The 24,543-nt window shown below is 67.4% G+C and carries 21 protein-coding genes; 8 read left to right on the plus strand and 13 right to left on the minus strand.

Annotation, left to right across the window (positions count from 1 at the left end; translation table 11 throughout):
* Positions 1-3: 3 nt before the first annotated feature.
* Positions 4-3,510 carry a carboxylic acid reductase gene (gene car, locus IBX18_RS10325; RefSeq protein ID WP_194833470.1) on the minus strand — a complete coding sequence of 1,169 codons (3,507 nt, stop codon included), beginning with the start codon at positions 3,508-3,510 and terminating at the stop codon, positions 4-6.
* A gap of 244 nt (positions 3,511-3,754) precedes the next feature.
* Between car and IBX18_RS10330 the strand changes: the two genes are divergently transcribed.
* Complete coding sequence (locus tag IBX18_RS10330; protein WP_228540633.1) at positions 3,755-5,206, plus strand: MFS transporter; 1,452 nt, start codon at positions 3,755-3,757, stop codon at positions 5,204-5,206.
* Between the two features lie 157 nt (positions 5,207-5,363).
* Here the strand turns inward: IBX18_RS10330 and IBX18_RS10335 are convergent, their stop codons facing one another.
* Both IBX18_RS10335 and IBX18_RS10340 read right to left on the minus strand, forming a co-directional pair.
* Positions 5,364-5,870, minus strand: coding sequence for a GNAT family N-acetyltransferase (locus IBX18_RS10335; RefSeq protein WP_194833471.1), 507 nt, complete (start codon positions 5,868-5,870; stop codon positions 5,364-5,366).
* 27 nt (positions 5,871-5,897) lie between these two features.
* Positions 5,898-7,031 carry an MCE family protein gene (locus tag IBX18_RS10340; RefSeq protein WP_194833751.1) on the minus strand — a complete coding sequence of 378 codons (1,134 nt, stop codon included), beginning with the start codon at positions 7,029-7,031 and terminating at the stop codon, positions 5,898-5,900.
* Positions 7,032-7,159: 128 nt separating this feature from the next.
* Here IBX18_RS10340 and IBX18_RS10345 point away from each other — a divergent pair, with 128 nt between their 5' ends.
* Entirely contained in the window at positions 7,160-8,512 is a 1,353-nt protein-coding gene (locus tag IBX18_RS10345) for a cytochrome P450 (protein ID WP_194833472.1), read from the plus strand.
* 79 nt (positions 8,513-8,591) lie between these two features.
* On the plus strand, positions 8,592-9,473 hold the full coding sequence (locus IBX18_RS10350; protein ID WP_194833473.1) for an oxidoreductase: 882 nt from the start codon (positions 8,592-8,594) through the stop codon (positions 9,471-9,473).
* Between the two features lie 27 nt (positions 9,474-9,500).
* Here IBX18_RS10350 and IBX18_RS10355 read toward each other — a convergent pair whose 3' ends face one another.
* The 10 genes from IBX18_RS10355 to IBX18_RS10400 all read right to left on the minus strand — a co-directional run bounded on the left by IBX18_RS10355 (position 9,501) and on the right by IBX18_RS10400 (position 19,255).
* Complete coding sequence (locus tag IBX18_RS10355; protein ID WP_194833474.1) at positions 9,501-10,097, minus strand: TetR/AcrR family transcriptional regulator; 597 nt, start codon at positions 10,095-10,097, stop codon at positions 9,501-9,503.
* Between the two features lie 75 nt (positions 10,098-10,172).
* Positions 10,173-10,658: a glutathione peroxidase gene (locus IBX18_RS10360; protein ID WP_194833475.1), complete on the minus strand. Its 486-nt coding sequence runs from the start codon at positions 10,656-10,658 to the stop codon at positions 10,173-10,175.
* Positions 10,655-11,881: a cytochrome P450 gene (locus tag IBX18_RS10365; protein WP_194833476.1), complete on the minus strand. Its 1,227-nt coding sequence runs from the start codon at positions 11,879-11,881 to the stop codon at positions 10,655-10,657. The genes IBX18_RS10360 and IBX18_RS10365 overlap by 4 nt, the downstream gene beginning before the upstream one ends.
* A 43-nt stretch (positions 11,882-11,924) precedes the next feature.
* Positions 11,925-13,517 carry a succinic semialdehyde dehydrogenase gene (locus IBX18_RS10370; protein WP_194833477.1) on the minus strand — a complete coding sequence of 531 codons (1,593 nt, stop codon included), beginning with the start codon at positions 13,515-13,517 and terminating at the stop codon, positions 11,925-11,927.
* A gap of 110 nt (positions 13,518-13,627) precedes the next feature.
* A complete protein-coding gene (locus IBX18_RS10375; protein WP_194833478.1) occupies positions 13,628-15,223 on the minus strand; it encodes an acyl-CoA synthetase in 1,596 nt (531 codons plus the stop codon).
* Positions 15,224-15,248: 25 nt separating this feature from the next.
* A complete protein-coding gene (locus IBX18_RS10380) occupies positions 15,249-16,490 on the minus strand; it encodes a hypothetical protein (protein WP_194833479.1) in 1,242 nt (413 codons plus the stop codon).
* A 5-nt stretch (positions 16,491-16,495) separates the two neighbouring features.
* Entirely contained in the window at positions 16,496-17,044 is a 549-nt protein-coding gene (locus IBX18_RS10385; protein WP_194833480.1) for a nuclear transport factor 2 family protein, read from the minus strand.
* The gene (locus IBX18_RS10390) at positions 17,044-17,250 is read right to left on the minus strand and encodes a ferredoxin (protein WP_107656548.1); all 207 of its coding nucleotides are present in this window, start codon (positions 17,248-17,250) and stop codon (positions 17,044-17,046) included. The genes IBX18_RS10385 and IBX18_RS10390 overlap by 1 nt, the downstream gene beginning before the upstream one ends.
* Positions 17,247-18,053 carry an SDR family oxidoreductase gene (locus IBX18_RS10395; protein WP_194833481.1) on the minus strand — a complete coding sequence of 269 codons (807 nt, stop codon included), beginning with the start codon at positions 18,051-18,053 and terminating at the stop codon, positions 17,247-17,249. Before IBX18_RS10395 ends, IBX18_RS10390 begins: the two co-directional genes overlap by 4 nt.
* Positions 18,053-19,255, minus strand: coding sequence for a cytochrome P450 (locus IBX18_RS10400; RefSeq protein WP_194833482.1), 1,203 nt, complete (start codon positions 19,253-19,255; stop codon positions 18,053-18,055). Before IBX18_RS10400 ends, IBX18_RS10395 begins: the two co-directional genes overlap by 1 nt.
* Before the next feature lie 300 nt (positions 19,256-19,555).
* Here IBX18_RS10400 and IBX18_RS10405 point away from each other — a divergent pair, with 300 nt between their 5' ends.
* Genes IBX18_RS10405 through IBX18_RS10425 form a run of 5 tightly spaced genes read left to right on the plus strand, consistent with a single transcriptional unit; the run spans position 19,556 to position 24,539 of the window.
* Positions 19,556-21,025 (plus strand): aldehyde dehydrogenase, encoded by a 1,470-nt coding sequence (locus IBX18_RS10405; RefSeq protein WP_194833483.1) that lies wholly within the window; start codon positions 19,556-19,558, stop codon positions 21,023-21,025.
* A gap of 15 nt (positions 21,026-21,040) precedes the next feature.
* Positions 21,041-21,790, plus strand: a complete 750-nt coding sequence (locus IBX18_RS10410) for an SDR family oxidoreductase (RefSeq protein WP_194833484.1) — start codon at positions 21,041-21,043, stop codon at positions 21,788-21,790.
* Positions 21,787-22,656, plus strand: a complete 870-nt coding sequence (locus IBX18_RS10415; RefSeq protein ID WP_194833485.1) for an NAD(P)-dependent oxidoreductase — start codon at positions 21,787-21,789, stop codon at positions 22,654-22,656. The genes IBX18_RS10410 and IBX18_RS10415 overlap by 4 nt, the downstream gene beginning before the upstream one ends.
* A complete protein-coding gene (locus IBX18_RS10420; RefSeq protein ID WP_194833486.1) occupies positions 22,653-23,057 on the plus strand; it encodes a carboxymuconolactone decarboxylase family protein in 405 nt (134 codons plus the stop codon). Before IBX18_RS10415 ends, IBX18_RS10420 begins: the two co-directional genes overlap by 4 nt.
* A 12-nt stretch (positions 23,058-23,069) precedes the next feature.
* Entirely contained in the window at positions 23,070-24,539 is a 1,470-nt protein-coding gene (locus tag IBX18_RS10425; RefSeq protein WP_194833487.1) for an FAD-dependent oxidoreductase, read from the plus strand.
* Positions 24,540-24,543: the final 4 nt, after the last annotated feature.

Here is a 24,543-nt window from a genome sequence, read left to right on the forward strand (position 1 = left end):
GATTCAGAGCAGCTGCAGCAACCGGAGATCCCGCACGTACTTCTCGATCAGCGCCGAGGACAGATGCGGAATGTCGCGCTCGGCAGTGATATTCGAGGTTTGCACCGCCGCCTGGAACTTCTTGGCCGGCAGCAGGGAACCCCGAACCGGCGGGCGCTGCCGATTGTAGGCCCGCAGCAACGGCAGCACCGAGGCGTTGCGCTGCTTCTCCGGCAGACCACGAATGGCGGTCTCGAACCGGCTGAACCACTCGTCGTAGTCGGTGATCCGCTGGATCGGCAGGCCCGACTCGATGAGCCAGTCGACGAAGGAGTCCAGGGAGATGCCGTCGTCGTACGGGTTCAGCACATCGTAGGTCTGGAAGCCGTCGACGGCTTGGACCCCCAGCGTGGTGATCGACGCCGCGGTGAAATCGGCTGGCAGGCCCTCGTAGTGAGCCCGCTGCCGGTTTCCGGCGGCATCGGTGACATAGAACGAGTGCGGCGCGACACCGGTGGCAACCAGACTGAGGACCAACCGGGTGAACATGTCCTGGACATTGAGCTGCCCCGCATACCGGCTGTGCGCCAGGATCATGTCCGAACGGAACACCGCCACCGGCAGCCCGCACAGATCGTGCACCTCGCGCAGCAGCACCTCGCCTGCCCACTTGCTGTTGCCGTAGCCGTTGGCGTATCCGTCGTCGACGGCGCGCACGGCGCTCATCTCACGGACATCGCTGTCCTCCTGGAACGCGGCCGGGTCGACCTGATCGGCCACTCCGACGGTGGACAAGTAGGTGACCGGCTTGCGCCGTCCGGTGATCGCCAGCCGGATGATCTCCGCGGTGCCGACGACATTGGGCCCGAACAGCTGGCTGTACGGCAGCACGTGATTGACCAGTGCGGCGGCGTGCACGATCAGGTCGACGGTGCCGGCCAGCCGTTGCCAAGTCTGTTCGTCCAGACCGAGATTCGGGTCACCGATATCACCGGGCAGTACCTCCAGGTGCCCTGCGGCCAGTCGCCGGTAGTGCTCCAGCAGTTCCGGATCACCACTGTCGAACGCCGCGTCGAGCCGCTCCTTCGCCGCGGCCGCGTCGCTGCCGCGCACGATGCAGATCAGCGTGCCGCCAGTCTTTTCCAGCCGCTCCAGCCATTCCAGGGCGAGGAAGCGACCGAGGTAACCGTTGGCGCCGGTCAGCAGGACCGTCTGTGCCGGAACGGGCGCGGCCGGAATGCTGTTGGCAGCAGCCAGGGTTCGGGCATCGATGAACTTGTCGAGGGTGAGGTCGGCCGCGCTGATTTGTGCGCCGCCGCCGTGCACCGAGATGACCGACGGCCGCTTCGCCCCCGGACCACGTTGCGCCTCGATGTATTTCGCGATCTCCGCGAGGTTGTTCGCCGGGCTGATGATGACACCGACCGGCACCTCGACCCCGAAGGTGTCGTTGAGCACGTTCGAGAACGACAGTGCCGACAGGGAATCGCCGCCCAGGTCGGTGAAGTGCGCGTCGGGCCGCAGGTCGGCGGCGGAGATGTTGAGCATGGCCCGTGCCGCATGCGTCACCGTGTCGAGCACCGGACGTTCGGTGGCTTCGCGGCGCAGCTCGAGCATCTCCTCGGTCTGCCGCTCCGCCTGCTCGGAGTAGATCCGTTCGAGGCGAGCGCCGTAGCGTTCCTTCAGCTTGGGGCGCAACAGCTTCCCGATCCCGGAGAGCAGACCGTTGTCCGTGGTGAACGGCTCGGTCTCGATCAGGAAATCGCGGGGAATCTCGTACGACTGTAGGTCCAATTCCTTCGCCAGCTGCTGAATGGATGCGGCCAGTGCGGTTTTCAAGGCTTCCGGGTCGCGATCGCGCAGCGCGTCGTCGGTGGGCACGATCACCGCGAGCAGGTAGGCCCGTTCACTGTTGCCGTAGATGAAGATCTGGCGGATCAGCGGGCTGCTCGCGTAGACCGCCTCGAGGTGGGCGACGGTGACGAACTCGCCCTGGGACAGCTTCAGCACGTTGTTGCGCCGGTCCACATACATGAGCTCATCGGGCCCGAGCTCGGCCACGATGTCACCGGTCTTGTAGAAGCCGTCCTCGTCGAAGACCTCCGCGGTCACCTCGGGCCGCTTGTAGTACCCGGGAATCTGGTTCGACGTCTTGACCAGCAATTCACCGCGCGGGTGTGGCTGATCGGTGCGGAAATAGCCCAGCTCGGGCACGTCGACCAGCTTGTAGTCGAGCACCGGCGGCCGCTGCACCCGGTTGTCCATCAGGACGTTCACGCCTGCCTCGGTCGAGCCGTACCCGTCGTGCAACCGCAGGTCGAGGACGGACTCCATGAAGGTGCGCATCTCCGCGCTGATCGGTGCGCTGCCGACGACCACGCCCAGCATGCGGCCGCCCAGGAAGTTCTGTCGCAGATCGGCTTTCACCGCGCGATCGAGTTCCACCGGGTCGACGCCCGCACCGGAGGCGCGATCCATCTCGCTGCGGTAGCGCTGAAAGATCATCTCGCACACGCGCGGCACGAAGAACACCTCGATGGGGCGCACCAGGGCCAGATCCTCGAACAGCGTCGACATGTCGCTCTTGGCCGCGAAGTACGCGGTGCCGCCGCGCGCGAGCACGCCGGTCAGCGACAGACGGCCGGCGATATGACTCATCGGCATGTAATTGAGATTGATCGCCACCCCGGTGGCTGCCGGGTGCCAGGTCGAGCTCAGCAACCGCTCGGTGTACATCGCGCCCTTCGGCGTGCCGGTGCTGCCGGAGGTGTAGATGAGCAACGACAGCGGGTCCTCGTCGGCGGCGGGGACGAACAGCGTCGCGGGCGGCAGCGCGGCGCCCCGTTCGCGCACCGCGTCGAGTGTTTCGAGGATCACCGAACTATTCGCGTCGGCCAGGCGTCGGCGGGCGGTGTCGAAGGCGGCGCGCTGGTCATCGTCTTCGGGGTGGTAGTCGAACACCACCAGGCGCTCCGGCGAGGTGCCCGCGAGGAGGCAATCCACGGCCGCGCCGAGGTGTTCCGGAGTCGACGCGAGCACCCGGGGTGCCGTCTCGGTGAGGATCGCCGTCAGCTGCGGCACCGCCGCGCCGGCTTGCAAGGGGACACTGGCCGCGCCCAGGTAGGTGGTCGCGAGGTCGAGCGTCGCGTAATCGATGCTGGTGAAGCCGATGGTGGCGACGAAATCGCCTGCGTGCAAGGGCTTCTCGGGGTCATGCTGCCAGGCTGCGGCGACCGCACCGACGCGCTGCCACAGCTCGCGATAGGTGATCGTGTCGAACCTGGGCAGCAGCCGCAACGAGGTGCGTCCGGTCGCGGGATCGGTGGCCGGTTCGAACGCGCGCTGCCCGACGGCGGGGCGGTCGGCATAGTTGTCCATCACGGTGGCGATGATCTGCCCCAGGCGTAAGCCGGGTTCTCGAATCGCCGCGGACACCGCCTCATCCGGCCGCGCGGCCTTGACCTGTTCGTCTTCGGCAAACAACTCCGCGATCCGGCGTTGTAGCCGCTCGTCCCGTGTATCAACCGCCATGGCAAATCTCCCTCGTTGACAAAGTAGAAACGCCCTGCATCTTTAAAACAGGTTAGCTTGTCTAAGTATTTCCGGGAAGACGCTGCTCCGGGGACCGAACAAGTGGCGTGCATCACAGTCGACCGTAGCCCGCTTTTGCACGAGTGAAAACTCCCGAATGCCCGAATCGGTTTATCCAGGTGTTGCCGATACCAGTTTCAATGGGCTCCTGTTACTGGTGCTGCCGAGCCCGCAAGCTCATTACATGACGCAGATCTTGTCGCCGGATTCGGCAGCCGCACAGCCGGTTGCTACTCCCCCGGCCGCTCCACCCGCCGCGCACGGTGCGCGGCGCACCCTGGCCATCCTCATCGTGATCCTCACCGGTCAATTCATGGCCGTTCTCGACGCCGCCATCGTCAACGTCGCGATTCCGTCGATTCGCAGTTCCCTGCACACCTCCGGCGCGGCATTGCAGCTGATCGTGGCCGGTTACGTGATCGCCTACGCCGTACTGCTGGTGACCGGCGCGCGCCTCGGCGATCGGTTCGGTCAGCGGCGGATGTTCATCGCCGGACTGGCCCTGTTCACGCTCGCCTCGCTGGTCTGCGGGCTGGCCTGGAACGAGGCGTCGCTCATCGTGTTCCGGTTCGCGCAGGGTGTCGGGGCGGCCGCGATGGTGCCGCAGATCATGACGATCATCCAGCGCACCTTCACCGGCAATGCGCGAGCCAAGGCGCTCAGCGTGTACTCCGCGATCATCTCCGGCGGCATGGTCGCCGGGCAGGTGCTGGGCGGTTTGATCGTCAGCGCCGATCTGTGGGGTAGCAGCTGGCGCGGGGTGTTCCTGGTCAATGTGCCGATCGGGGTGGTGCTACTGGTGTTGGCGCCGCGGATTCTGCCCACCGTGACCGAGCGTTTCGACCGCAAGCTCGACCTCGCCGGGCTCACCGTGCTCACCGCCGCCGTGCTCACGCTCGTGCTGCCGCTGGTGCTGGGTCGCGAACTCGGCTGGCCGATGTGGGCCTGGATCTCGTTGGGCGCCTGCGTGGTTGCCTTCGCGGCGTTCGTCGGGATCGAGCGGGCCGTGGCGGCGCGCGGTGGCGAGCCGTTGTTCTCGCACCGGGTGCTCGCCGCACCGGGACTGCTGCTCGCCGCGGCGACGCTGTTCGTGATCATGGCGACGTTCGGCGGCTGGATGTTCGTGATGGCCATCCACTTCCAGAGCACCCTCGGGTACAGCGCGCTGCACGCCGGGCTGCTGTTCATTCCGATGGGCGTCACGTTCGCCGTCACCGGCCTGAACTGGGAACGCATCCGAGATCGCTACCACGCCACCATGATTCCACTCGGCCTCGTGCTGGCCGCCGCGAGCATGGTCGCCGTGGGCGCGCTGCTGCGCAACGGTGCCGACGTAGGACCGCTCGTGCTGACGCTGCTCGGCGTGTGCGGAGTCGGCAACGGTCTCGCGTTCAGCCCGCTGATGACGCGCACCCTCGCCAAGGTGCCCATGAGCCTGGCTGCGGACGCCAGCGGAATCCTGGTGACCAATGTGCAGCTCGGAATCGTAGTCGGCATCGCCTCGTTCGGCTCCCTGTTCCTCGGCCTGGCGGGCACTACAACACTGTCGGCGTCGCACGCGCTCGGTGGCACGGCCATCGCGGAAGGGGTGACGGTGCTACTCGCAGCCGCACTCTCCGTCCGCGCGGCACGGTAACGGCGACACCCGGACCCCGGGCCCCTCGCCCTGGGATCCGTGTTGTGCGGCGGACTGCCCCCGCACTAGCGGAATCCCGCACCGACTCTCGGGATCCGCACCCACCACGGACCCCCAGAGCCAGTGCGGATCCCGAGAGTCGGTGCGGCTGTTGCGTTCAGCGGGGCAAGGCGACGTGCACTCGATGCTCGGCGCCGTAGTGGACGCCGGTGCCTACGGTCAGGAAGCCCAGGCGGGCCGCGAGTTGGAGGCTGGGCTTGTTGTCGACGTGGACGAGGGCCCAGACCGAGTTCAGGGCAAGGTCGGCGAGGCCGTGGTGGAGGAGGGCGGCTGCGGCCTCGGTGGCGAGTCCGCGCCCGCCGTAGGTCGGGCTGAGATACCAGCCGATTTCAGGCAGCTCGCCGGGTAGTTCCCACGACGGGCGGAGGTGGCCGATGCCGACGACGGTGCCACCTTGCAGGAAGGCCCAGTGGCCCATCCCGGGCGGCCCGTCGAAGGCGAGCCGCTGCCGCATCATTTCCCGCGCGTTGTCCGGAGCACTGATGTCGAGGTCTAGGTAGGTGCTCATGCTTTTGTCTGCGAAGACCTCGACGACGGCGTCGGTGTGCTCGGCGCGCAGCGGCACCAGCGTCAGTCGCTCGGTCTCCAATGTGGTTTGCCCCATGCACTGATCCTGCACGCTCACAACACATCACGGGGGTGAGACTCCTGGTAGACCCGCGAACAGGATTTGGAAGACCTTGGGGGCGTTGAATTTCAGGGTGGTGGAGGGGGCGTAGGGGGTGTTTTCGGCGGTGTCGGTGACGAGGTAGGGGGCGTGGGAGCCGGGGATGCGGTCGAGGATGCCGGTGCAGTGGGGGCCGCCGGTGGCGTTGACCTTGGGGAGGTCGTCGGGGTAGATGTAGGGCTCGCCGCCGTACATGAAGCCGGCGTTGAAGACGGCGCCCGGTTGGATGCCGCCGACGAAAGATTCGGCGTCAGGGAGGGTTTCGGCCAGGCCGAGGACGAGGCAGTTCAGTACCGGCTTGTAGGTGTTCAGCAAGCCGGTGGTGGGGCGGAGCAGGTCCAGGGTGGTGGCGAGGTGGTGTTCGTTTTCGCTGAGGACGGCGTGGGTGGTGTCGGCCAGTCCGATGACGTTCAGCAGCACCGCGTCCAGGTCGGCTTCCTGATCGATGAGGGTGGCGCTCGTGGTGGTGGCGTTGGTCGTGGTGCGCAACAGGTCGTCGACGGTGTCGGCGTAGAGGGCGGTGACCTCGGCCGCGGCGATCGTATCGCGGTGCAGGGCAGGCAGACTGGGGTTGATGTCGCGCAGATAGGTGGCCGCGCGGGCCAGCAGATCGCCGAGTATTTCGCCGCGGCCCTGGAGTGCGGTGGACAGGGCGGTGAGGGTGGCGTTGAGCCGCTCCGGCGCGATCTGCGCCAGGATCCGCGTGAGCTGTTCGAACAGCGTGTTGAATTCGACGGTCACCGCGTCCGCGTGCACGGTGGCACCGTCACGCAGCCGGTCGGCCGAAGGCTGCGGCGGGACAACGAAGTTCACGTACTTCCCGCCGAAGATCGTGGTGGAGCGGATGTCCACCCGCACATTCGCCGGAACCAGTGGCAGCGACTCGGGATCGAGCGCGAGCCGCAACTGCACCCGGCCGCCCGTCCGCCCCACCGACTCCACCCGCCCGATCTCCACCCCGCGCAGTTTCACCTTCGCCGCGGGGTCGAGCACCAGTCCGCTGCGCGGCGCGTCCACGGTCACGGTGGCCGTCGCGACATACCGGCCGGTGAACATCGACAGCGCCACACCGACTATGGCGACGAGCACGACAACCATGGCGGCACCGGCCAGCTTCAACCGGATGGCCGACCACAGCGACCATCTTGCCCGGTCACCTGTGTCGTAGTAATGTCCAGACACGTGTCCATGATAGGTTCGGACCACGATCCCCGGGAGGGTTTCCGATGACTCTGGTTACGCCGCAACGAGTTTCGGGTGCACAACAGGATCTCGGTCACCTGCCGGAATTCCGAACCGACCCCATCGGCTTGATGCGCAGGGTGCGTGCGGAATGCGGCGATGTCGGGTCCTTCGACCTGGCGGGACGACAGGTGATCCTGCTGTCGGGTGCGGAGGCCAACGAGTTCTTCTTCCGTTCCGGCGACGAGGATCTCGATCAGGCGGCCGCGTATCCGTTCATGAAACCGATCTTCGGCGAGGGCGTCGTCTTCGACGCACCGCCCGAACGCCGCAAGGAGATGCTGCACAACCAGGCCTTACGCGCCGAGCAGATGCGCGGCCACGCCGCGACGATCGCCCGCGAGGTGAACCGGATGCTGGCGCGCTGGGGCGACGCGGGCGAGATCGACCTGCTCGACTTCTTCGCCGAACTGACCATCTACACCTCCTCCGCCTGCCTGATCGGCGTCAAGTTCCGCGACGAGCTGGACGAACGATTCGCCCGGCTCTACCACGACCTGGAGCGCGGCACCGACGCCCTGGCTTACGTAGACCCCTACGCCCCCATCGAAAGCTTCCGCCGCCGCGACGCCGCCCGAGCCGAACTCGTCGAATTGGTCCAGGGCATCATGGACACCCGCGCCACCAATCCCCCGGCAGGCAAGGACGATCGGGACATGCTCGACGTCCTGGTCTCCATCAAAGACGAGCACGGCACCCCGCGGTTCAGCGCCAGCGAAATCACCGGCATGTTCATCTCGATGATGTTCGCCGGGCACCACACCACCTCGGGCACCGCGGCCTGGACGGTGATCGAACTCCTCCGCCACCCCGACCAATTGCGCCGGGTGGTCACCGAACTCGACGACCTGTACGCCGACGGTTCCGACATCAGTTTCGGCGCACTACGCCAGATCCCCAACCTGGAAGCGGTGCTCAAGGAGACCCTGCGCCTGCACCCACCACTGATCGTGCTGATGCGCGTGGCCCGCGGCGATTTCGACGTGTGCGGGCACCACATCGCCCCGGGCGACCTGGTCGCCGCCACCCCCGCGATCTCCAACCGGATCGCCGAGGACTTTCCGAATCCGGAGCTGTTCGACCCCGGCCGCTACGCCGACCCGAGGCAAGAGGACATCGTCAACCGATGGACCTGGATCCCGTTCGGCGCCGGACGACACCGCTGCGTCGGCGCGCCGTTCGCCCTGATGCAGCTGAAGGCGATCTTCTCGATCCTGCTGCGGGACTGGGAGTTCGAGATGGCGCAGCCCTCGGCGAGCTACCGCAACGACCACAGCAAGATGGTGGTGCAGCTGATGCAACCGTGCACCGTGCGCTACCGCAGACGGCAACGCTGACCGGCCGGTCGGCCGAGGCCTCGCGCACCAATTTATGTTGACGTTGACTACTTTGTAGGCAGCGCCTACATTGGCGGATATGACCGATACCCGATGGACATCGAACGATCTACCTTCCTTCGCCGGACGCCGAGTCGTCGTCACCGGCGCCAACAGCGGACTGGGTCTGGTCGTCACCCGGGAACTCGCGCGCGCGGGCGCCCGCGTCGTACTCGCCGTGCGCGACGTCGCCCGCGGCCGCGAGGTGGCCGGCCAGATCGCGGGCGATACCGAAGTCCGCGCCCTCGACCTCGCCGACCTGACCTCGATCCGGCGCTTCGCCGACGACTGGACCGGCGATATCGACGTCCTGGTGAACAACGCGGGCATCATGCTCGTCCCCGAGGGACGGACCAAGGACGGCTTCGAAAGCCAGATCGGCACAAACCATTTGGGCCACTTCGCGCTGACAAACCTGCTGTTGCCGCATATCACCGACCGCGTCGTCACCGTCTCCTCGCAGGCCCACCGCCGCGGCACCATCGACCTGGACGACCTCAATTGGGAGACCCGCAATTACAGCGCGGCGGGCGCATACGCCCAGTCCAAACTCGCCAATCTGCTGTTCACCCTCGAACTACAGCGACGGCTGACCGCAACCGGATCGCGCCGCGCACACAGCGCACACCCCGGCTGGGCCGCGACGAACCTACAGAGCCATTCGGGTAATCGACTCCTCGGCACCGTGATGCATCTCGGCAATAAATTACTGGCGCAGGACGCGGCTACCGGTGCGCTGCCCACTCTCTATGCCGCCAGCCAGAACCTACCGCCGGCGAGTTACGTCGGACCCGACGGCCTGCTCGAATACCGCGGCCACCCGGTCCTGGTCGGCCGCACCGCCGCAGCGAGCGACCCGGAGCTGGCCCGTCGGCTGTGGGAATTGTCCGAGCAGCTGACCCGAGTACCGTCCACCGTCTGACCCTTTGGTGATTGGGGCTGCGATACGTCAGTCGCGAGGTCGCAGCCCGGCCATGAGCTGGGCGATGGTGTCGGTCAGCAGTTCGTCCAGGTTCTCCCCGGTAACGAATCCCGAGCCGACGAACGTGGCGAGACCTTGCAGCGCCGCGACGGCAGGCATACCGATCCGCATCGGATCGCCGGCCGCGACCTCTCCCCGCGCCTGCCCCTCGGCGATCGTCGCCATCGGCACCGCGAAGGCCTGCGCCACCGCGGCAGCCATCTCCGCACCCGAATCAGGACTGTGCTTGCGCGCGAACATCACCGCGAGCAACTCCGGATTCTCGATCGCGAACGTCAGATAAGCCCGCGCTATCGCATGGAGCCGCTCCGCGAACGTCCCCGGTACCACGGCACCTTGGTAGACCTGCGCGAGCCGCTCGAAGCCACTCAACGCCAGCGCATCGAGCAGCGCCTGCTTGTCCCGAAAGTGCCGGCTCGGCGCCGCATGACTGACCCCGGCGTCCCGAGCGAGCTGCCGCAACGACAGCCCGTCGGCGCCGGATTCGCGCAGTGTCACCTCGGCCCGCTGCAACAGCGTCGCGCGCAGGTCGCCGTGGTGATAAGAGCGCGAACGGAAACTCATCGACACAAAGTTTCTGTCATGACACAAAGTGTAGTCGTTGACTACTTATAACTAGCGGACCATCGAATGGTGCACTCAGAGCAAAGATTCGATCGATGCGACGAGCGCCGACGCGTCGGGGCCGACGGTGGGCCGGAACCGCCCCGCCACCTTGCCGTCGCGGTCGATCAGGAACTTCTCGAAGTTCCACTGCACGTCACCGGCCGCGCCGTCGGCGTCGGGGGTTTCGACCAGCGTCCGGTACAGCGGGTGCTGGTTTTCCCCGTTGACGTCGGCCTTGTCCAGCAGCGGGAAATCGACGCCGTAGGTGGTCGAGCAGAATTCCTGGATCTCCTCGGCCGACCCCGGCTCTTGGCCCATGAACTGGTTGCACGGCACCCCGACCACGCTGAAACCGCGTGGGCCGTAGGACTTCTGCAGTTCGACCAGCCCGGAGTACTGCGGCGTCAGCCCACATTTGGAGGCCACGTTCACCAGCAGCACCACCTTGTCGCCGACCAGCTCGGACAGGGTCGTTGATGCCCCGCTCAGCGTCTGCAGCGGTACGTCTCGAAGACTCATTCGTATCGGACCTGCCAATTCTTGATTCCGTTGATCCACCCCGACCGCAACCGTACCGGATCTGCCACCTCGGTGATCTTGGGCATGGCCTCGGCGATGGCGTTGAACATCAGGTCGATCTCCAGCCTGGCCAGGTTCGCGCCGACGCAGTAATGCGCGCCGGTGCCGCCGAAACCGACATGTGGATTCGGGTCGCGCAGCACGTCGAAGGTGAACGGATCGGCGAAGGCGTCCTCGTCGAAGTTGGCGGAGCCGTAGAACAGTCCGACCCGGTCGCCTTCCCGGATCCGGGTGCCACCGATCTCGGTATCCGCGGTGGCGGTGCGCTGGAACGCGGTGACCGGCGTCGCCCACCGGACGATCTCGTCGGGCGCGGTGCGCGGACGCTGTTCTTTGTAGAGCTCCCACTGCTCCGGATGGTCCACGAACGCTTTCATGCCGTGCGTGATGGCATTGCGTGTTGTCTCGTTGCCCGCCACCGACAGCAGAATGACGAAGAAGCCGAATTCGTCGGAGCCGAGCGACTCCCCATCGACATCGGCGTGCACGAGTTCGGACACGATATCCCCGGCCGGGCTGCCGCGCCGCTCCTCGGCCAGATTCCAGGCGTAACCGAGGATTTCGGCCGAGGCGAGCGCGGGATCACCGTAATCCGGGTCGTCGTAGCTGAGCATCTGATTCGACCAGTCGAACAGCTTGCGCCGGTCCGCCTGTGGCACGCCGATCAGCTCGGCGATCGCCTGCAACGGCAGCTCGCAGGCGACCTGTTCGACGAAGTTCCCGCCGCCCGTTTTTTTCGCCTCGTGCACAATGGCATGCGCGCGTTCGGTCAAGGCCGCGCGTAAACCCTCCACCGCGCGTGGGGTGAAACCCTTGGTGATGATCTTGCGGAACTTGGAGTGCTTCGGTGGATCCATGTTCACCAGCAGCACATTCGACGCGGCCCGCTGCTCCGGCGTGATGTCGTCGGACAACCGGATGATCGAGCCCTTCCGCTCGGAGGAGAACAGCTCCGAGTTCCGCGAGACCTCCTTCACGTCGTCGAGTTTGCTCACCACCCAGTAGCCGCCGTCCCGGAAACCACCGGAGTGGTCGTCGGGTTGCGGATTCCACCAGACCGGCGCGGTGCGGCGCAGCAGCGCGAACTCCTCGACGGGCCTTCGCGTCTCCCACAGGGCCGGATCGGTGAAGTCGAATCCGGCCGGCAACGACGGTGTCGCCACGGCTACCTCCTCAGGTGGTGCTGCGAACCGCGCCGAATCGGGTTCAGCGCAGCCTGGTTCGGCGCATCAGCCGCAAGGACATCAGCGTCATCTTCAATTGCTTCTCATACGGCTGGCCCGAGCGGGCCGACAGCACCTGACGTTTGAGCACGCCGACGTTGACCGTGTCGGTGTACTTGAGCAGGCCTTGATCGCCGTGCCGGGTGCCGACGCCGGACTGCTTCACCCCACCCGACGGCGTGCCCTTGGCGGCGTAGGTCGCCACGAAGCCGTCGTTGATGTTGATGTTGCCCGCTTGCAGCTGGGCGGCAATGCGGTTGGCGCGGTTCAGGTCTCGGCTCCACACGCTCGCGTTCAAGCCGTACTCGGTGTCGTTGGCGAGCCGGATGGCCTCCTGCTCGTCGTCGTATGGGTACACGCTCACCACCGGGCCGAACGTCTCCAGCGTCGCATGCGTCATCTCCGGGGTGACACCGGTGAGCACGGTCGCCTCGTAGAACGCGGGACCGATGTCCGGACGCGCCTTACCGCCGGTCAGCACGGTGGCACCCTTGGCACGGGCATCCTCGACGTGCGCGGCGACCCGATCCCGGTGCTGCTCGGAGACCAGCGAGCCGAATTCCGGCGTGTAGTCGTACGCGGCACCGATCTTGCTGTTCAATTCGTCGGCGGCCGCGACCAATCGGCGCACGAACTCGTCGTAGCGGCTGCGGTGCACGTAGATCCGCTCGATGTGCATGCACGCCTGGCCCGAGTTGGCGAACACCGAGAACACCGCACCCGGCACCACCTCGTCGAGGTTCGCGTCGTCCAGCACCAGCATCGGGTTCTTGCCACCGAGCTCGAGGCTGCACCCGATCAGGTTGCGCCCGGCCTGTTCGCCGACCACGCGGCCGGTGGCGGTCGAGCCGGTGAACATGACGAAGTCGACGCTGTCGATCAGGGTGGGTCCGATGTCCGGGCCTTCACCGCAGACGACCTGGACGAGTCCGCGCGGCAGTCCGGCCCGGTGCAGCAGCTCGACGCCGTAGAGGACGCACAGCGCGGTCTTGTTGTCCGGCTTGAGGATTACGCCGTTGCCGGCCATCAGCGCGGGCATCGCGTCGGACAGCGCGATCGCGAACGGGAAGTTCCACGGCGCGATGACCGCGACCAGCCCCTTGGGCCGGTGCTCCTCGGTCGAGGTGGTCACGATCGGCATCGGGCCACCGCGGCGCTTCGAACGCAGCACGCGGCGTGCGGTTTTCAGGTAGTGGCTGATGACCATCGGCACGTCGCACGACTCCTCGACGGCCATCCGCCGGGTCTTGCCGCAGCCGATCTGGATGAGATCGGCGATCGTCTCGACCTCGCCCAGGATCAGTTCGTGCATCTGCTCGAAGACACGCAGCCTGTTGCGCAGCGGCAGCGCGGCCCATTCCTGTTGTGCCGCACGGGCCGTCGTGGCGGCGGCGCGCACGTCCGCCGGGGTGGACTGCGGGAGCTCACCGACCGATGCGCCGGTATAGACCTCCGTCATCGAGTACGGTGCGGCGGTACCGTCGGCGACGATCAGCTCGGTCAACCGGTCGATCAATGCACCGGTGATCCGTGCGGGCAGCGCCGCCGTTGGGTTCTTCTTCGTCTCAGTACTCATCGGGACTTCTCCATGACATGCGGCATCGCCGCAGGTATCGGGCCGGACCTTGCCACCGAATTAGAACACGTTCCTGTTGTGTGGGGTGGGCGTTCGCGCAGGCTCATGGGTCAGTCCGCGCTGTAGTCCGGGGCACGCTGGGCCGTGGCGGCCGTGGCCCACCGATAGTCCGGTTTGCCGCTGGGGGCTCGGACCACGCTCTCGACCACCCAGATCTTCTTGGGCACCTTGTATCCCGCGAGATGTTGCCGCACCTGCTCGGCCAGCGCCGCGAAGTCGACCGGTTCGGCGACGGAGACCACCGCGGCGACCTGCCAGCCCCATCGCTCGTGCGGAACACCGACCACCACCGCGTCATAGATCCCGTGGTGCGCCTTGACCACGCCCTCGACCTCTTCGACGAACACCTTCTCGCCGCCGGTATTGATCACCATGTTGCCGCGGCCGAGCAGCGTGACCGATCCGTCCGCCTCGATCCGCGCCCGATCGTCGGTGACCACGATGCGCGCACCGTCGACCGTCTTGAACAGCTTGTCCGTCTTCACCGGATCCTTGTAGTAGCCGAGCGGCACCGACCCGGTCTTCGCCAGCCACCCTTCCTCGCCGGGCCGCACCGGACGTCCGTCGTCGTCCACGACCACCGAACCCCGCCCCGTCTGCACGCGCGGCCCGCGACCGGGGTTGTCGTCCTTCTGCGCGAAACCTATTCCGCCGAAACCGGTTTCCGACGAGCCGATCGAGTCGGTGACGACCAACGACGGAAACAGTTCCAGCAGTGCGTTCTTCACCGGCTGCGACAGCAACGCGGCACCCGAGCCGATGGCGATCAATCCCGTCGCGTCGACGGGCGCGGCCCGGTAGGCGTCGATCAGTGGCCGCGCCATGGCGTCACCGGTGATGACCATGACCTGCGGGCGGTGCCGAACGACTGCCTGCCACACTCGATTCGCATCGAACCGTGGTTCGAACAGCACCGCGTTACCGGACCACAGCGCGTTGAAGGTCGGCATCATGGCGGCGGCGTGGATCAGCGGCGGCAGCACGAACCAGGTGCTCTGCTGGCCCTGCGCGCCGACCCGGGACTGCTCGTACTCGTCGGCCACCGGAACGCCGGTGTAGAAGTCGATGCCGCCGCCGAGCACCCGCCACATGTCTTCCTGGCGCCACATCACGCCCTTCGGCAGCCCGGTGGTACCACCGGTGTACATCATGAACAGGTCGTCGGCGCTGCGCTCCGGGAAGGCCCGCTCGGCCGAACCCGCGGCGAGGGCGTCTTCGTAGTGCACGGCGTCGACCGGTGCGACGGTGCCGTCCTGCACTACGATCCGATGCCGCAGCGACGGCACCCCGGCCGCGGCGGCGTGCACCGCCTCGGCGTAGCAGGCGTGATAGACCAGCGCCGCGAGGTCCGCGTTGTCGTAGACATACCGCAGCTCCTCGACGCCGTAGCGGTAGTTGATATTGATGGGGACGGCGCGGATCTTGAAGCAGGCGAGCAGCGTCTCCATCGTTTCGATGCCGTTGTGCATCTGGAACCCGATGTGGGCACCCGCGCGCAGACCGGCCGACAACAGGTGCGCGGCAAGCCGATTCGCGCGCGCGTCGAGCTCCGCGAAGGTCAGGCTGCGGTCGCCTTCGCGCAGTGCGACCCGATCGGGCATCGCGTCGACGGAATGTTCGAACAGGTCGGCGAAGTTACGGGCCACGGCGAATCAACTCTCTCGATACTCGTCACACCACCGTCAGCGGCAAGGGGATACCGCGATCGGTGAAGGTAAAGGCGGCGCCGCCACTGAAGCGGGTCAGCGCGACTTCCGACGACTCGCGGAACGACTCGTCCGTGCGAGTGATCTCGATGGTCAGCGCACGCTCGCTGGAATCGGTGGTGCGCGCGGCGAATCGGGGGTTCACGCCGCGGGCCATCGCGTCGATGGGCGCGAGATGCTCGGCATCGATCAGCGCGGGCCAGACACCGTCCGCTACGGCGCCACTGTCGCGCGGAATCGTCAGCTGGACGTTGTCCTCGGTCTCCAGCACGCGAACACCCGTATAGGACAGCGGGTTCCACGCCGGATGCAAGCGCAGCACGGTGGCGAGCGAAGCCATGTCGTCGCCGAGAGGCAAGGCCTTGCGCAACCTTTCGGCGGTGAGCCCGGCGATGCCCGCGAACTGCTTGCGGCCGATCTCGATCGCCGCGTCCGGCTCGAGCCGGGCCCGCACCGCGATCAGGAAACCCAGGGCCAGCAGATGATGTTGCAGGCACACCTCGTCCGCCAGGCGGACCAGCGCCGACTTCGAGAAGTCCGCGAAGCGCAGATCGCTCAGCAGCGGGCCCGAGTAGTCGGCCTGCCCCTCGTCGTCGGGGTCGATGTCGGCCAGCTCCAGTCGCGCGGCCGCGGAGTCCGCCACCAGGTCCGCGTTGGCGGGCACCGGCGGCGGGACGTGCGCGGCATCGATGGTGACCGTCCACGCGCACATGGGTTTCCGGTCGGCCGGGCGGCGTGGCGGCCGATGGATCGGCCGGACCTGGGCGTGCGGGTTGGTGGCCAGCGCGGTGGCGTCGAAGGTCGGGTCCTCGATGTCGTGGCACATGCCGACGACGAAGTCGTCCCCCATCGGCTCCACATCCAGCAGCGCACCGCAGTGGTCGAGCCAGAACTCGCCGTGGTCCCAGTCATCGACGCGGAACCGGAAATCCATGAATTGCGGCGGTGCGCCGATGTCGAGCTGCAAACCCTTGAAGATGGTCACCACGTCGTCGCCGGTGAAACCGAACGCCCGCTGCATGCGCCGGGTGTAGACGGGGCTGGCGAGCTGCCACTCCTCGATCGCGACGGCGGTCATCTCGGTCCGGCCGAAGGCCGCGATGGTGTGCGCCATGCCGGACCGGTCGATCAGGTGCCCGGACAGCAGCAGCTCGGGCAGCAGCGTCGCGAGCCGCGCCCGCGACAGCTGCTCGAAGTTACTCGACATCGGTGTCACCACAGCGAGGCCGGGGCCTGACCGATGGGATACCAGCCGGGCAGCGGGCCGGCCACCGACCGTTCGATGCGCTGCTGCATGCCCGCGGGCAGCACCTTCCCGGTGATCATCTCCATGAACATGTGCGAGACATTGCCGAAGTCGAAAAAGTCACGCTGCCAGGACCATTGGAAGTCGCCGCCGTAGCGGAACCAGCTGCCGCCGATGCCCTCGGGTGAATAGTGGCGCCCGTCGGGGCGTTTCACCTCGGAGATCTGCTTCCAGAAGCCGATGACGGTGCCGCTGCGGTCGTCGATGACGAACTCCTGGTACGGGTAGGTCCAGCCGTCGAGCCCCTGCATCTCCTGCCCGAGGGCGAGATCGCGGATCTCCTCGCGCCCGACCGCCATGAATTCTCTTGCGGGGCCGTAGTTCCAGCCGTAGGTGGCGTCCTCGGTATACATCTCGGCCAGCGGTTTCCAGTCGCCCTTCTCCTCGCAGCGCTGGTTCTCCAGCTGCCACCGCCGGACCATCTCGTCCAGCTCGTCGCGTGCGAAACTCGCCATTACCGTGCACCTTCCGTGGAAACGATCGACAGGGCCTGGGTGGGGCAGTACTTGACCGCCCGCTCGACGTCGGCGCGGGCCGCCGGATCCGGTGTGTCCACCAGGATTTCGACCTTGCCGCGCTTGGGCACCCGGAACGCGTCCGGCGCCTCGTCCTGACACACGGCGTGGCCCTGGCACAGGTCCAGATCGGCGATGACTCTCACTGTTGGCTCCCGCCTTCTTCGCTCGACAGCTCCCGCAGCGGCGCCTCCGGCTGGACCTCGACCAGTACGAGGTGCGCACCGCGCGGCGTGGACACGACGGCCACCACCGCGGCAGCCAGGTCGCGCGGACGCAGCATGATCGGATGCCGCGCGAAACCCCAGTCCTTCCACGCATTCAGCAGCGGCCCGACGACTTCCGGGGTGGAGTCCATGCCCATGCCGGTGAGCGTCGGGCCCGGACGCACCACCGACGCACGAATGCCGGTGCCCTCCAGCTCCATTCGCATCTGCACGGCCATCGCCTCCAGCCCCGCTTTAGCCGCGCTGTAGGCACCGGTCCGCGGCCGGGGCTCCGGTGCGCAGTCCGAGCCGATCAACACGACGTCGCCGCGGCGCCGCTCGAGCATGCCGGGCAGCACCCGGTGCACCAGCCGATGTGCGCCCACCAGGTGCACCTGGACCTGACGCAGGAACCGCTCCGGGTCCATCTCGTGCACCGGCGAGAACTCGATGTCCCCGGCGCTGGACACCAGAATCTCGATGGGGCCCAGCGCGTTTTCGGCGGCCGCCACGAATTCGTCGATCGACGCCGCATCGGTGACGTCCAACCGGTGCGCGAAGGCCTCGCCGCCGTCGGCGCGAATCTTGTCCGCCAGGTCCACGCACTGCTCGACCCGGCGCGCGCCGAGCGCGACGGGATAGCCGAGGCCGGCCAGCGCGACCGCGGTGGCGGCACCGATGCCGGAGGACGCACCGGCTACCAGCACCGGCCTGCGCGCGGGATGAGGTTCGAAACGCGCCACTATTTCGCCTCCACCACGATGGGGAGGTGCGCGAAGCCACGCACATTCGAGGAGTGCACCCGGGCGATGCCCGCCTCGGCGACGTCGTAGGACCGCACCCGCGCCGCGAACTCCCGCAGCGCGACGGCTGCTTCCAGCCGAGCCAGGTGCGCGCCGAGGCAGTAGTGCACGCCCGCACCGAAGCTCGCCAGGCCCGCCTTGTCGGCCCGGTCGATGCGGTAGGTGTCGCCGTCGTCGAAGACGGCCGGATCGCGGTTGGCCGAGCCGATCAGCAGCAGCACCTTGGCCCCCGCCGGGATGGTGTCGCCGTAGTAGTCCAGATCGACGGTGGCCGAGCGCGCGATCACCTGGCTGGAGGTGTCGTAGCGCAGCGTCTCCTCCACCCAGTCGGTGACGTGCGCGGGTTCCGCCGCGACCTTGGCGTACTCCCCCGGATTGCGCGCGCCCCAGTACAGCGCGTTGCCGAGCAGCTTCGTCGTGGTCTCGTTGCCCGCCACCACCATCAGGAACAGGAACCCGATGATCTCCTCGTCGGACAGTGTGTCGCCGCCGATTTCGGCATCCAGCAGCGCCGAGGTGAGATCGTCGGTCGGCGTGCGCCTGCGCTCGGCCACCATCTCGGTGTAGTAGGTGAGGAGTTTGATCGACGCCTCCACGGCCGCCTGCGGGATGTCCAGGACCCCGTCGTCGCGGTGCACGACGAGGTCGGCGAGCCTGCGGATTTCGATGCGGTCACTCGCGGGCACGCCCATCAGCTCGGAGATGACGTCCATTGGCAGCTTGCCCGCGACCTCGTCGATCCAGTCGAAAGCGCCGGTGGCGACCGCGGGTTCGAGGTAGGACAGCGTCAATTCCTTGATCCGGCCCTGCATTTCGGCCACCCGCTTGGGCGTGAACCCCTTGTAGACCAGCCGCCGCATGCGCAGGTGCCGCGGGTCGTCCATAGCCAGGAACGACATCACCCGGTGCGCGTGCGGCCCCCAGGCGGCCGGATCGAGGGAGACCCCGTTGGCGCTGGACAACCGGACGCTGTCGCGGAAGCCCGCCGTCACGTCGGCGTGCCGGGACAACGCCCAGAAATCCAGCTCGGCGTTGTGGTAAAGCGGCGCCTCGGTGCGCAGCCGCTGATACGTCGGGTACGGGTCCTCGTGGAAGCGGTAGTCGTAGGGATCGAACGTCAAGGGTTCCAACGCGGCCGTCACTTCAACCACCCCCACTTCGAGAACAAGTTCTCCCGAGCGATTTCGGGCCGTCCGGGTAGCGGAGGCAGATAACTGGACATGTGTCTGGACAGTACCACCGGCCCACACCTCCGACAACGGTTCCGCTGTACTACCGACACCATTGCGCAGAATTCGACCGACTCGCCCGAGAACCGCGCAGATTCCGCGACGGCCGCGCGACGGATGACCCAGAATGGCTGAGTTAGAACGTGTTCTTGCCAGAAATCACCGCTTGAGACTACATTCCGTACATGTGTCCAGACAGTATCGGAGCAACGCATGAGTAGCCTGCTGCCCGCCGACGGCGCGCGCCTGCTGATCGGCGGCAAGCTGGTCGAGGGTGGCGGCGGAGTCTTCGCCACCGTCGACCCGGCGACCGAGGAGGTGCTCGGGCACGCCGCGAACGCCGACGCCGCCGACCTCGACGCGGCGGTGGCCGCCGCCCGCACCGCGTTCGACGAGACCGACTGGCCCCGCGACCCGGCCTTCCGAGCGCACTGCCTCGAACAGCTGCGCACCGCCTTGCAATCGCACGTCGAAGAACTACGCGAGCTCACCATCGCCGAGGCGGGCGCGCCCGCCATGTTCACCCGCGGCCCGCAGCTGGAAGGTCCGATCGCCGACCTCGCCTACTCCGCCTCGCTGGCCGAAACCTACAGCTGGGAAACCGATCTCGGCACCGCGGCGCCGATGGGCATCAAGACCCGCCGGGTGCTGCGCCGCGAGCCCGTCGGGGTGGTCGGCGCGATCACCCCGTGGAACTTCCCGCACCAGATCACCTTCGCCAAGCTCGGTCCCGCCCTCGCCGCCGGAAACACCGTGGTGCTCAAGCCCGCGCCGGACACACCGTGGTGCGCGGCGGCGGTCGGCGCGATCCTGGCCGAGGAGACCGACATTCCGGCGGGGGTGGTGAACATCGTGACCGGCGCCGACCACGGGCTCGGCGCGCGCCTCACCGAGGACCCCCGGGTCGACCTGATCAGCTTCACCGGTTCGACGCAGACCGGACGCGCCGTGATGCGCGGCGCCGCAACCACACTCAAGAAGGCGTTCCTGGAACTGGGCGGCAAGTCGGCGTTCATCGTGCTCGACGACGCGAATATCGCCGGAGCCTGTGCGGTGGCGGCGTTTTCGGTGTGCGTGCACGCGGGTCAAGGCTGCGCGATCACCACTCGGCTACTCGTCCCGCGTGCGTCCTACGACGAGGCGGTGCAGGCCGCCGCCGCGACGCTCTCGGGTATCAAACCGGGTGATCCGGCCGACTCGCGGACGGTGTGCGGACCGCTCATCTCGGCGCGCCAACGCGACCGAGTGGAGCGCTACCTCGAACTCGCGCGGTCCGAGGGTGGCCGCATCGTGGTCGGTGGCGGTCGGCCCGCGAAACGCGAACGCGGCTTCTTCATCGAGCCGACCCTGATCGCGGACGTGCCGAACAGCGCGACCGTCGCGCAGGAGGAGATCTTCGGCCCGGTGCTGGTTGTCATCCCCTACGACAGCGACGACGACGCCATCCGGCTGGCCAACGACTCCCCCTACGGGCTGTCCGGTTCGGTGTGGGGCACCGACCCGGAACGGATCCGCCACGTCACCAACGGCGTACGGACCGGGACGTTGAGCGTGAACGGCGGCGTCTGGTACTCCGCCGACGCACCGTTCGGCGGCTACAAGCAGTCCGGCATCGGCCGGGAGATGGGCATCGCCGGGTTCGAGGAATACCTGGAAACCAAGCTGATCGCGACCGCTGGATAAGAGGAGCACATCGTCATGGCCCGTTTCACGGGAAGATCCGTCATCGTCACCGGCGCCGCGCAGGGCATCGGCGCCGCCTATGCCGCCGCGCTGGCCGCCGAGGGCGCGAAAGTCGTCGTCGCCGACAAGAATACCGAGGGCGGGCAGGCGACGGTGGAGAAGATCACCGCCGATGGCGGCACCGCGCTGTTCGGCATGGTCGACGTGTCCGATCCCGAATCCGCCACCGCGCTGGCCGAACTGACGGTCGCCGAGTTCGGCGGCATCGACCACCTCGTCAACAACGCCGCCATCTACGGCGAGATGAAGCTCAACCTGCTGCTCACCGTTCCGTGGGACTACTACAAGAAGTTCATGAGCGTGAACATGGACGGCGCGCTGAACATGACCCGCGCCGTCTGGCCGCACATGCGCAAAACCGGCGGGTCGATCGTCAACCAATCCTCCACCGCCGCATGGACATACTCCAGCTTCTACGGCTTGGCCAAGGTCGGCGTCAACGGCCTGACCCAGCAGCTCGCCTTCGAGCTCGGCGGCTCGAACATCCGGATCAACGCCATCGCACCGGGCCCGATCGACACCGACGCGACCAAGACGGTGACGCCCGCGGCCATCGTGGAGGACATGGTGAACCGGTTGCCGCTCAAGCGAATGGGCACACCGGCCGACCTGGTCGGCGCGTGCCTGTACCTGCTGTCCGACGAAGCAGGCTGGGTCACCGGTCAGATCTTCAATGTCGATGGCGGACAGGTTTTCCGTTCATGACCGACACCCAGCTCGGCTTCATCGGACTCGGCGCCATGGGTGCGCCGATGGCCAAGCGGCTACTGAATTGGCCAGGCGGGCTGACAGTCTGTGACGTGCGCGCCGACGCGGTTCTGCCGTACACCGACGCCGGTGCCGTACCGGCCGCCTCACCGGCCGAGCTCGCCGAGCGGGCCTCGGTCATCTCCATCGCGGTGGTCGACGACGCACAAGTGCGCGAGGTGCTCACCGGCCCCGAGGGACTACTGCGCAGCGCAGCGCCCGGCACCGTGGTGGCGGTGCACTCGACGATCAGCGACCGCACCGCCGAGCAGCTCGCGGCCGAATGCGCCACGCGCGAGGTCGAATTCGTCGACGCACCGGTCAGCGGCGGCGCACCGGGCGCGAAAAAGGGCACCCTCGCGGTCATGGTCGGCGGCAGCGACGCGGCCTACGAACGAGTCCGCGCGCCCTTCGAGTGTTTCGCTGATCTGATCGTGCATGCCGGCCCGGTCGGCGCGGGCACGCGAATGAAGCTGGCCCGCAACCTGGTCCACTTCGTCGCGTTCACCGCCACCACCGAGGCACAACGGCTGGCCGAGGCCGCCGGACTCGACCTCACGGTGCTCGGCAAGGTAGTGCGGCACTCCGACGCCGTCACCGGCGGGCCGGGCGCCATCATGCTGCGCGATCGCACCGCACCGATCGAGGAGGGCGACTTCTGGCTGCCGATCCTGCGGCACGTGCGCGATCTCGGCGAGAAGGACCTCGGTCTCGCGCTCGAACTCGCTGCCCGGCTCGACATCCCACTCCCCCTGGCCGAACTCGCGCTCGAACGGCTCGGGCCCGGGCTCGGCGTTGGCACATCCGAAAGGCAATCCTCATGAGCGACAACGGTTCCGCCGAGTCCGTGCGCCAACGCGGCCTGGCGAAGATGGCCGAGGTGTACGGCACCGAGTTCCAGGACTACCCGGGCAGCCACTTCGCGGTGACCGCCGACCACCTCTTCGCCGACATCTGGTCGCGTCCCGCGCTGTCCATCCGGGACCGGCGGCTGCTGCTGCTCGGCGCGCTCACCGCGCAGGGCGCCATCGACACCGCCGGTATCCAGATCGGCGCCGCGCTGCGCAACGCGGAGCTCACCGAGGAGCAGTTGCACGAGATCGCGGTGTTCCTCTGCCACTACGTCGGTTGGCCGAACGGCACCAAACTCGACCTGTTGGTGGGCACCATAGTGGCGCAACAGAAGAAGGCGGCCCGCAAGCAGGAAGCCGACCGCACCGAGTGAAGGACCCGAAACATGTCTGATGCCAACACCCTTCGGCCGCTACGCGCGAGCAGCGTCACCGAGTGGGACCTGCACGCCGATGTAGTCGTGGCCGGTTACGGCATCGCCGGGGTATGTGCCGCGATCGAGGCCGCCCGCGCGGGCGCGGAGGTGCTGATCCTGGAACGCACCGGCGGCTGGGGCGGCGCGGCCGCGATGGCGGGCGGCTTCATCTACCTCGGCGGCGGTACCCCGCTGCAACAGGCCCTCGGCTTCGAGGACACGCCGGAGAACATGGAGACCTTCCTGCTCGCGGCGCTCGGCCCCGGGGTGGACAAGGCCAAGATCGCCGACTACTCGCGCGGCAGCGTCGAGCACTACAACTGGCTCGTCTCGTGCGGTGTGCCGTTCCGCGAGGCCTTCTGGGGCGAGCCGGGCTGGGAGCCGCCGCACGACGAGGGCCTGATGTACTCCGGCGGCGAGAACGCGGCGCCGTTCAACGCGATCGCGAAACCGGCCCCGCGCGGTCACGTTCCGCAGTTCGCCGACAAGAAGATCGGCCGCAAGAGCGGCGGCTATATGTTGATGAAGCCGCTGGCCGAAACCGCCGAATCACTCGGTGTCGCCGTCGAATACGACCTGCGGATCGGCCGCCTGGTGATGGACGACGACGATCGTGTGGTCGGTGTGCTCGCCAAACGCTACGGCAAAGACGTCGCCATCCGCGCCGACCGCGGGATCGTCTTGGCCACCGGCAGTTTCGCCTACCACCAGCAGATGATCGAGGGCTACGCGCCACGCCTCATCGGCAGGCCCGCCGCCGCGATCGAGGAGCACGACGGCATCGGCATCCGGCTCGCGCAGGCCCTCGGGGCGGAGCTGGCACACATGGACGCGACCGAGGTCGCCTTCTTCGGCGACCCGCAGCTGATGGCGCGCGGCATCCTCGTCAACGGGCGCGGCCAACGGTTCATCGCCGAGGACACCTACCCGGGCCGGATCGGCCAGGCGGCGCTGATCCAGCAGGAGAACCAGGCCTTCCTGGTCATCGACGAGGCGTCCTACGAGGCCGGGCTGGCCACCGAGACCGCCACCCCGTTCTTCCGGCAGCCGCCGACCTGGGCCGCCGAGACGGTCGCGGAACTGGAGTCCGACATGGGCCTGCCGACGCTGGCGCTGCAAGCCACCGTCGACTGCTACAACCTGCACGCCGCCGACGGCAAGGATCCGCTGCTTGGCAAGAAGCCGGAATGGGTTCGGCCGCTGCAAGGTTCGCTGGCCGCGTTCGACATGCGCGGGTACACGGCAGGTTTCACCCTGGGCGGTCTGCGCACCGACCTGGATTCCCGGGTGCTGCACGTCTCCGGCGAGCCGATCCCCGGCCTGTTCGCCGCCGGGCGCTGCACCTCCGGGCTGTGCGCGGGCGGGTACGTGAGCGGGGCCTCGCTGGGTGACGGCAGTTTCTACGGCCGCCGGGCGGGCATCGCCGCGGCGAAGAACTGACCTG

The organism is Nocardia sp. XZ_19_369 (assembly GCF_015355715.1).
Lineage (GTDB): Bacteria > Actinomycetota > Actinomycetes > Mycobacteriales > Mycobacteriaceae > Nocardia.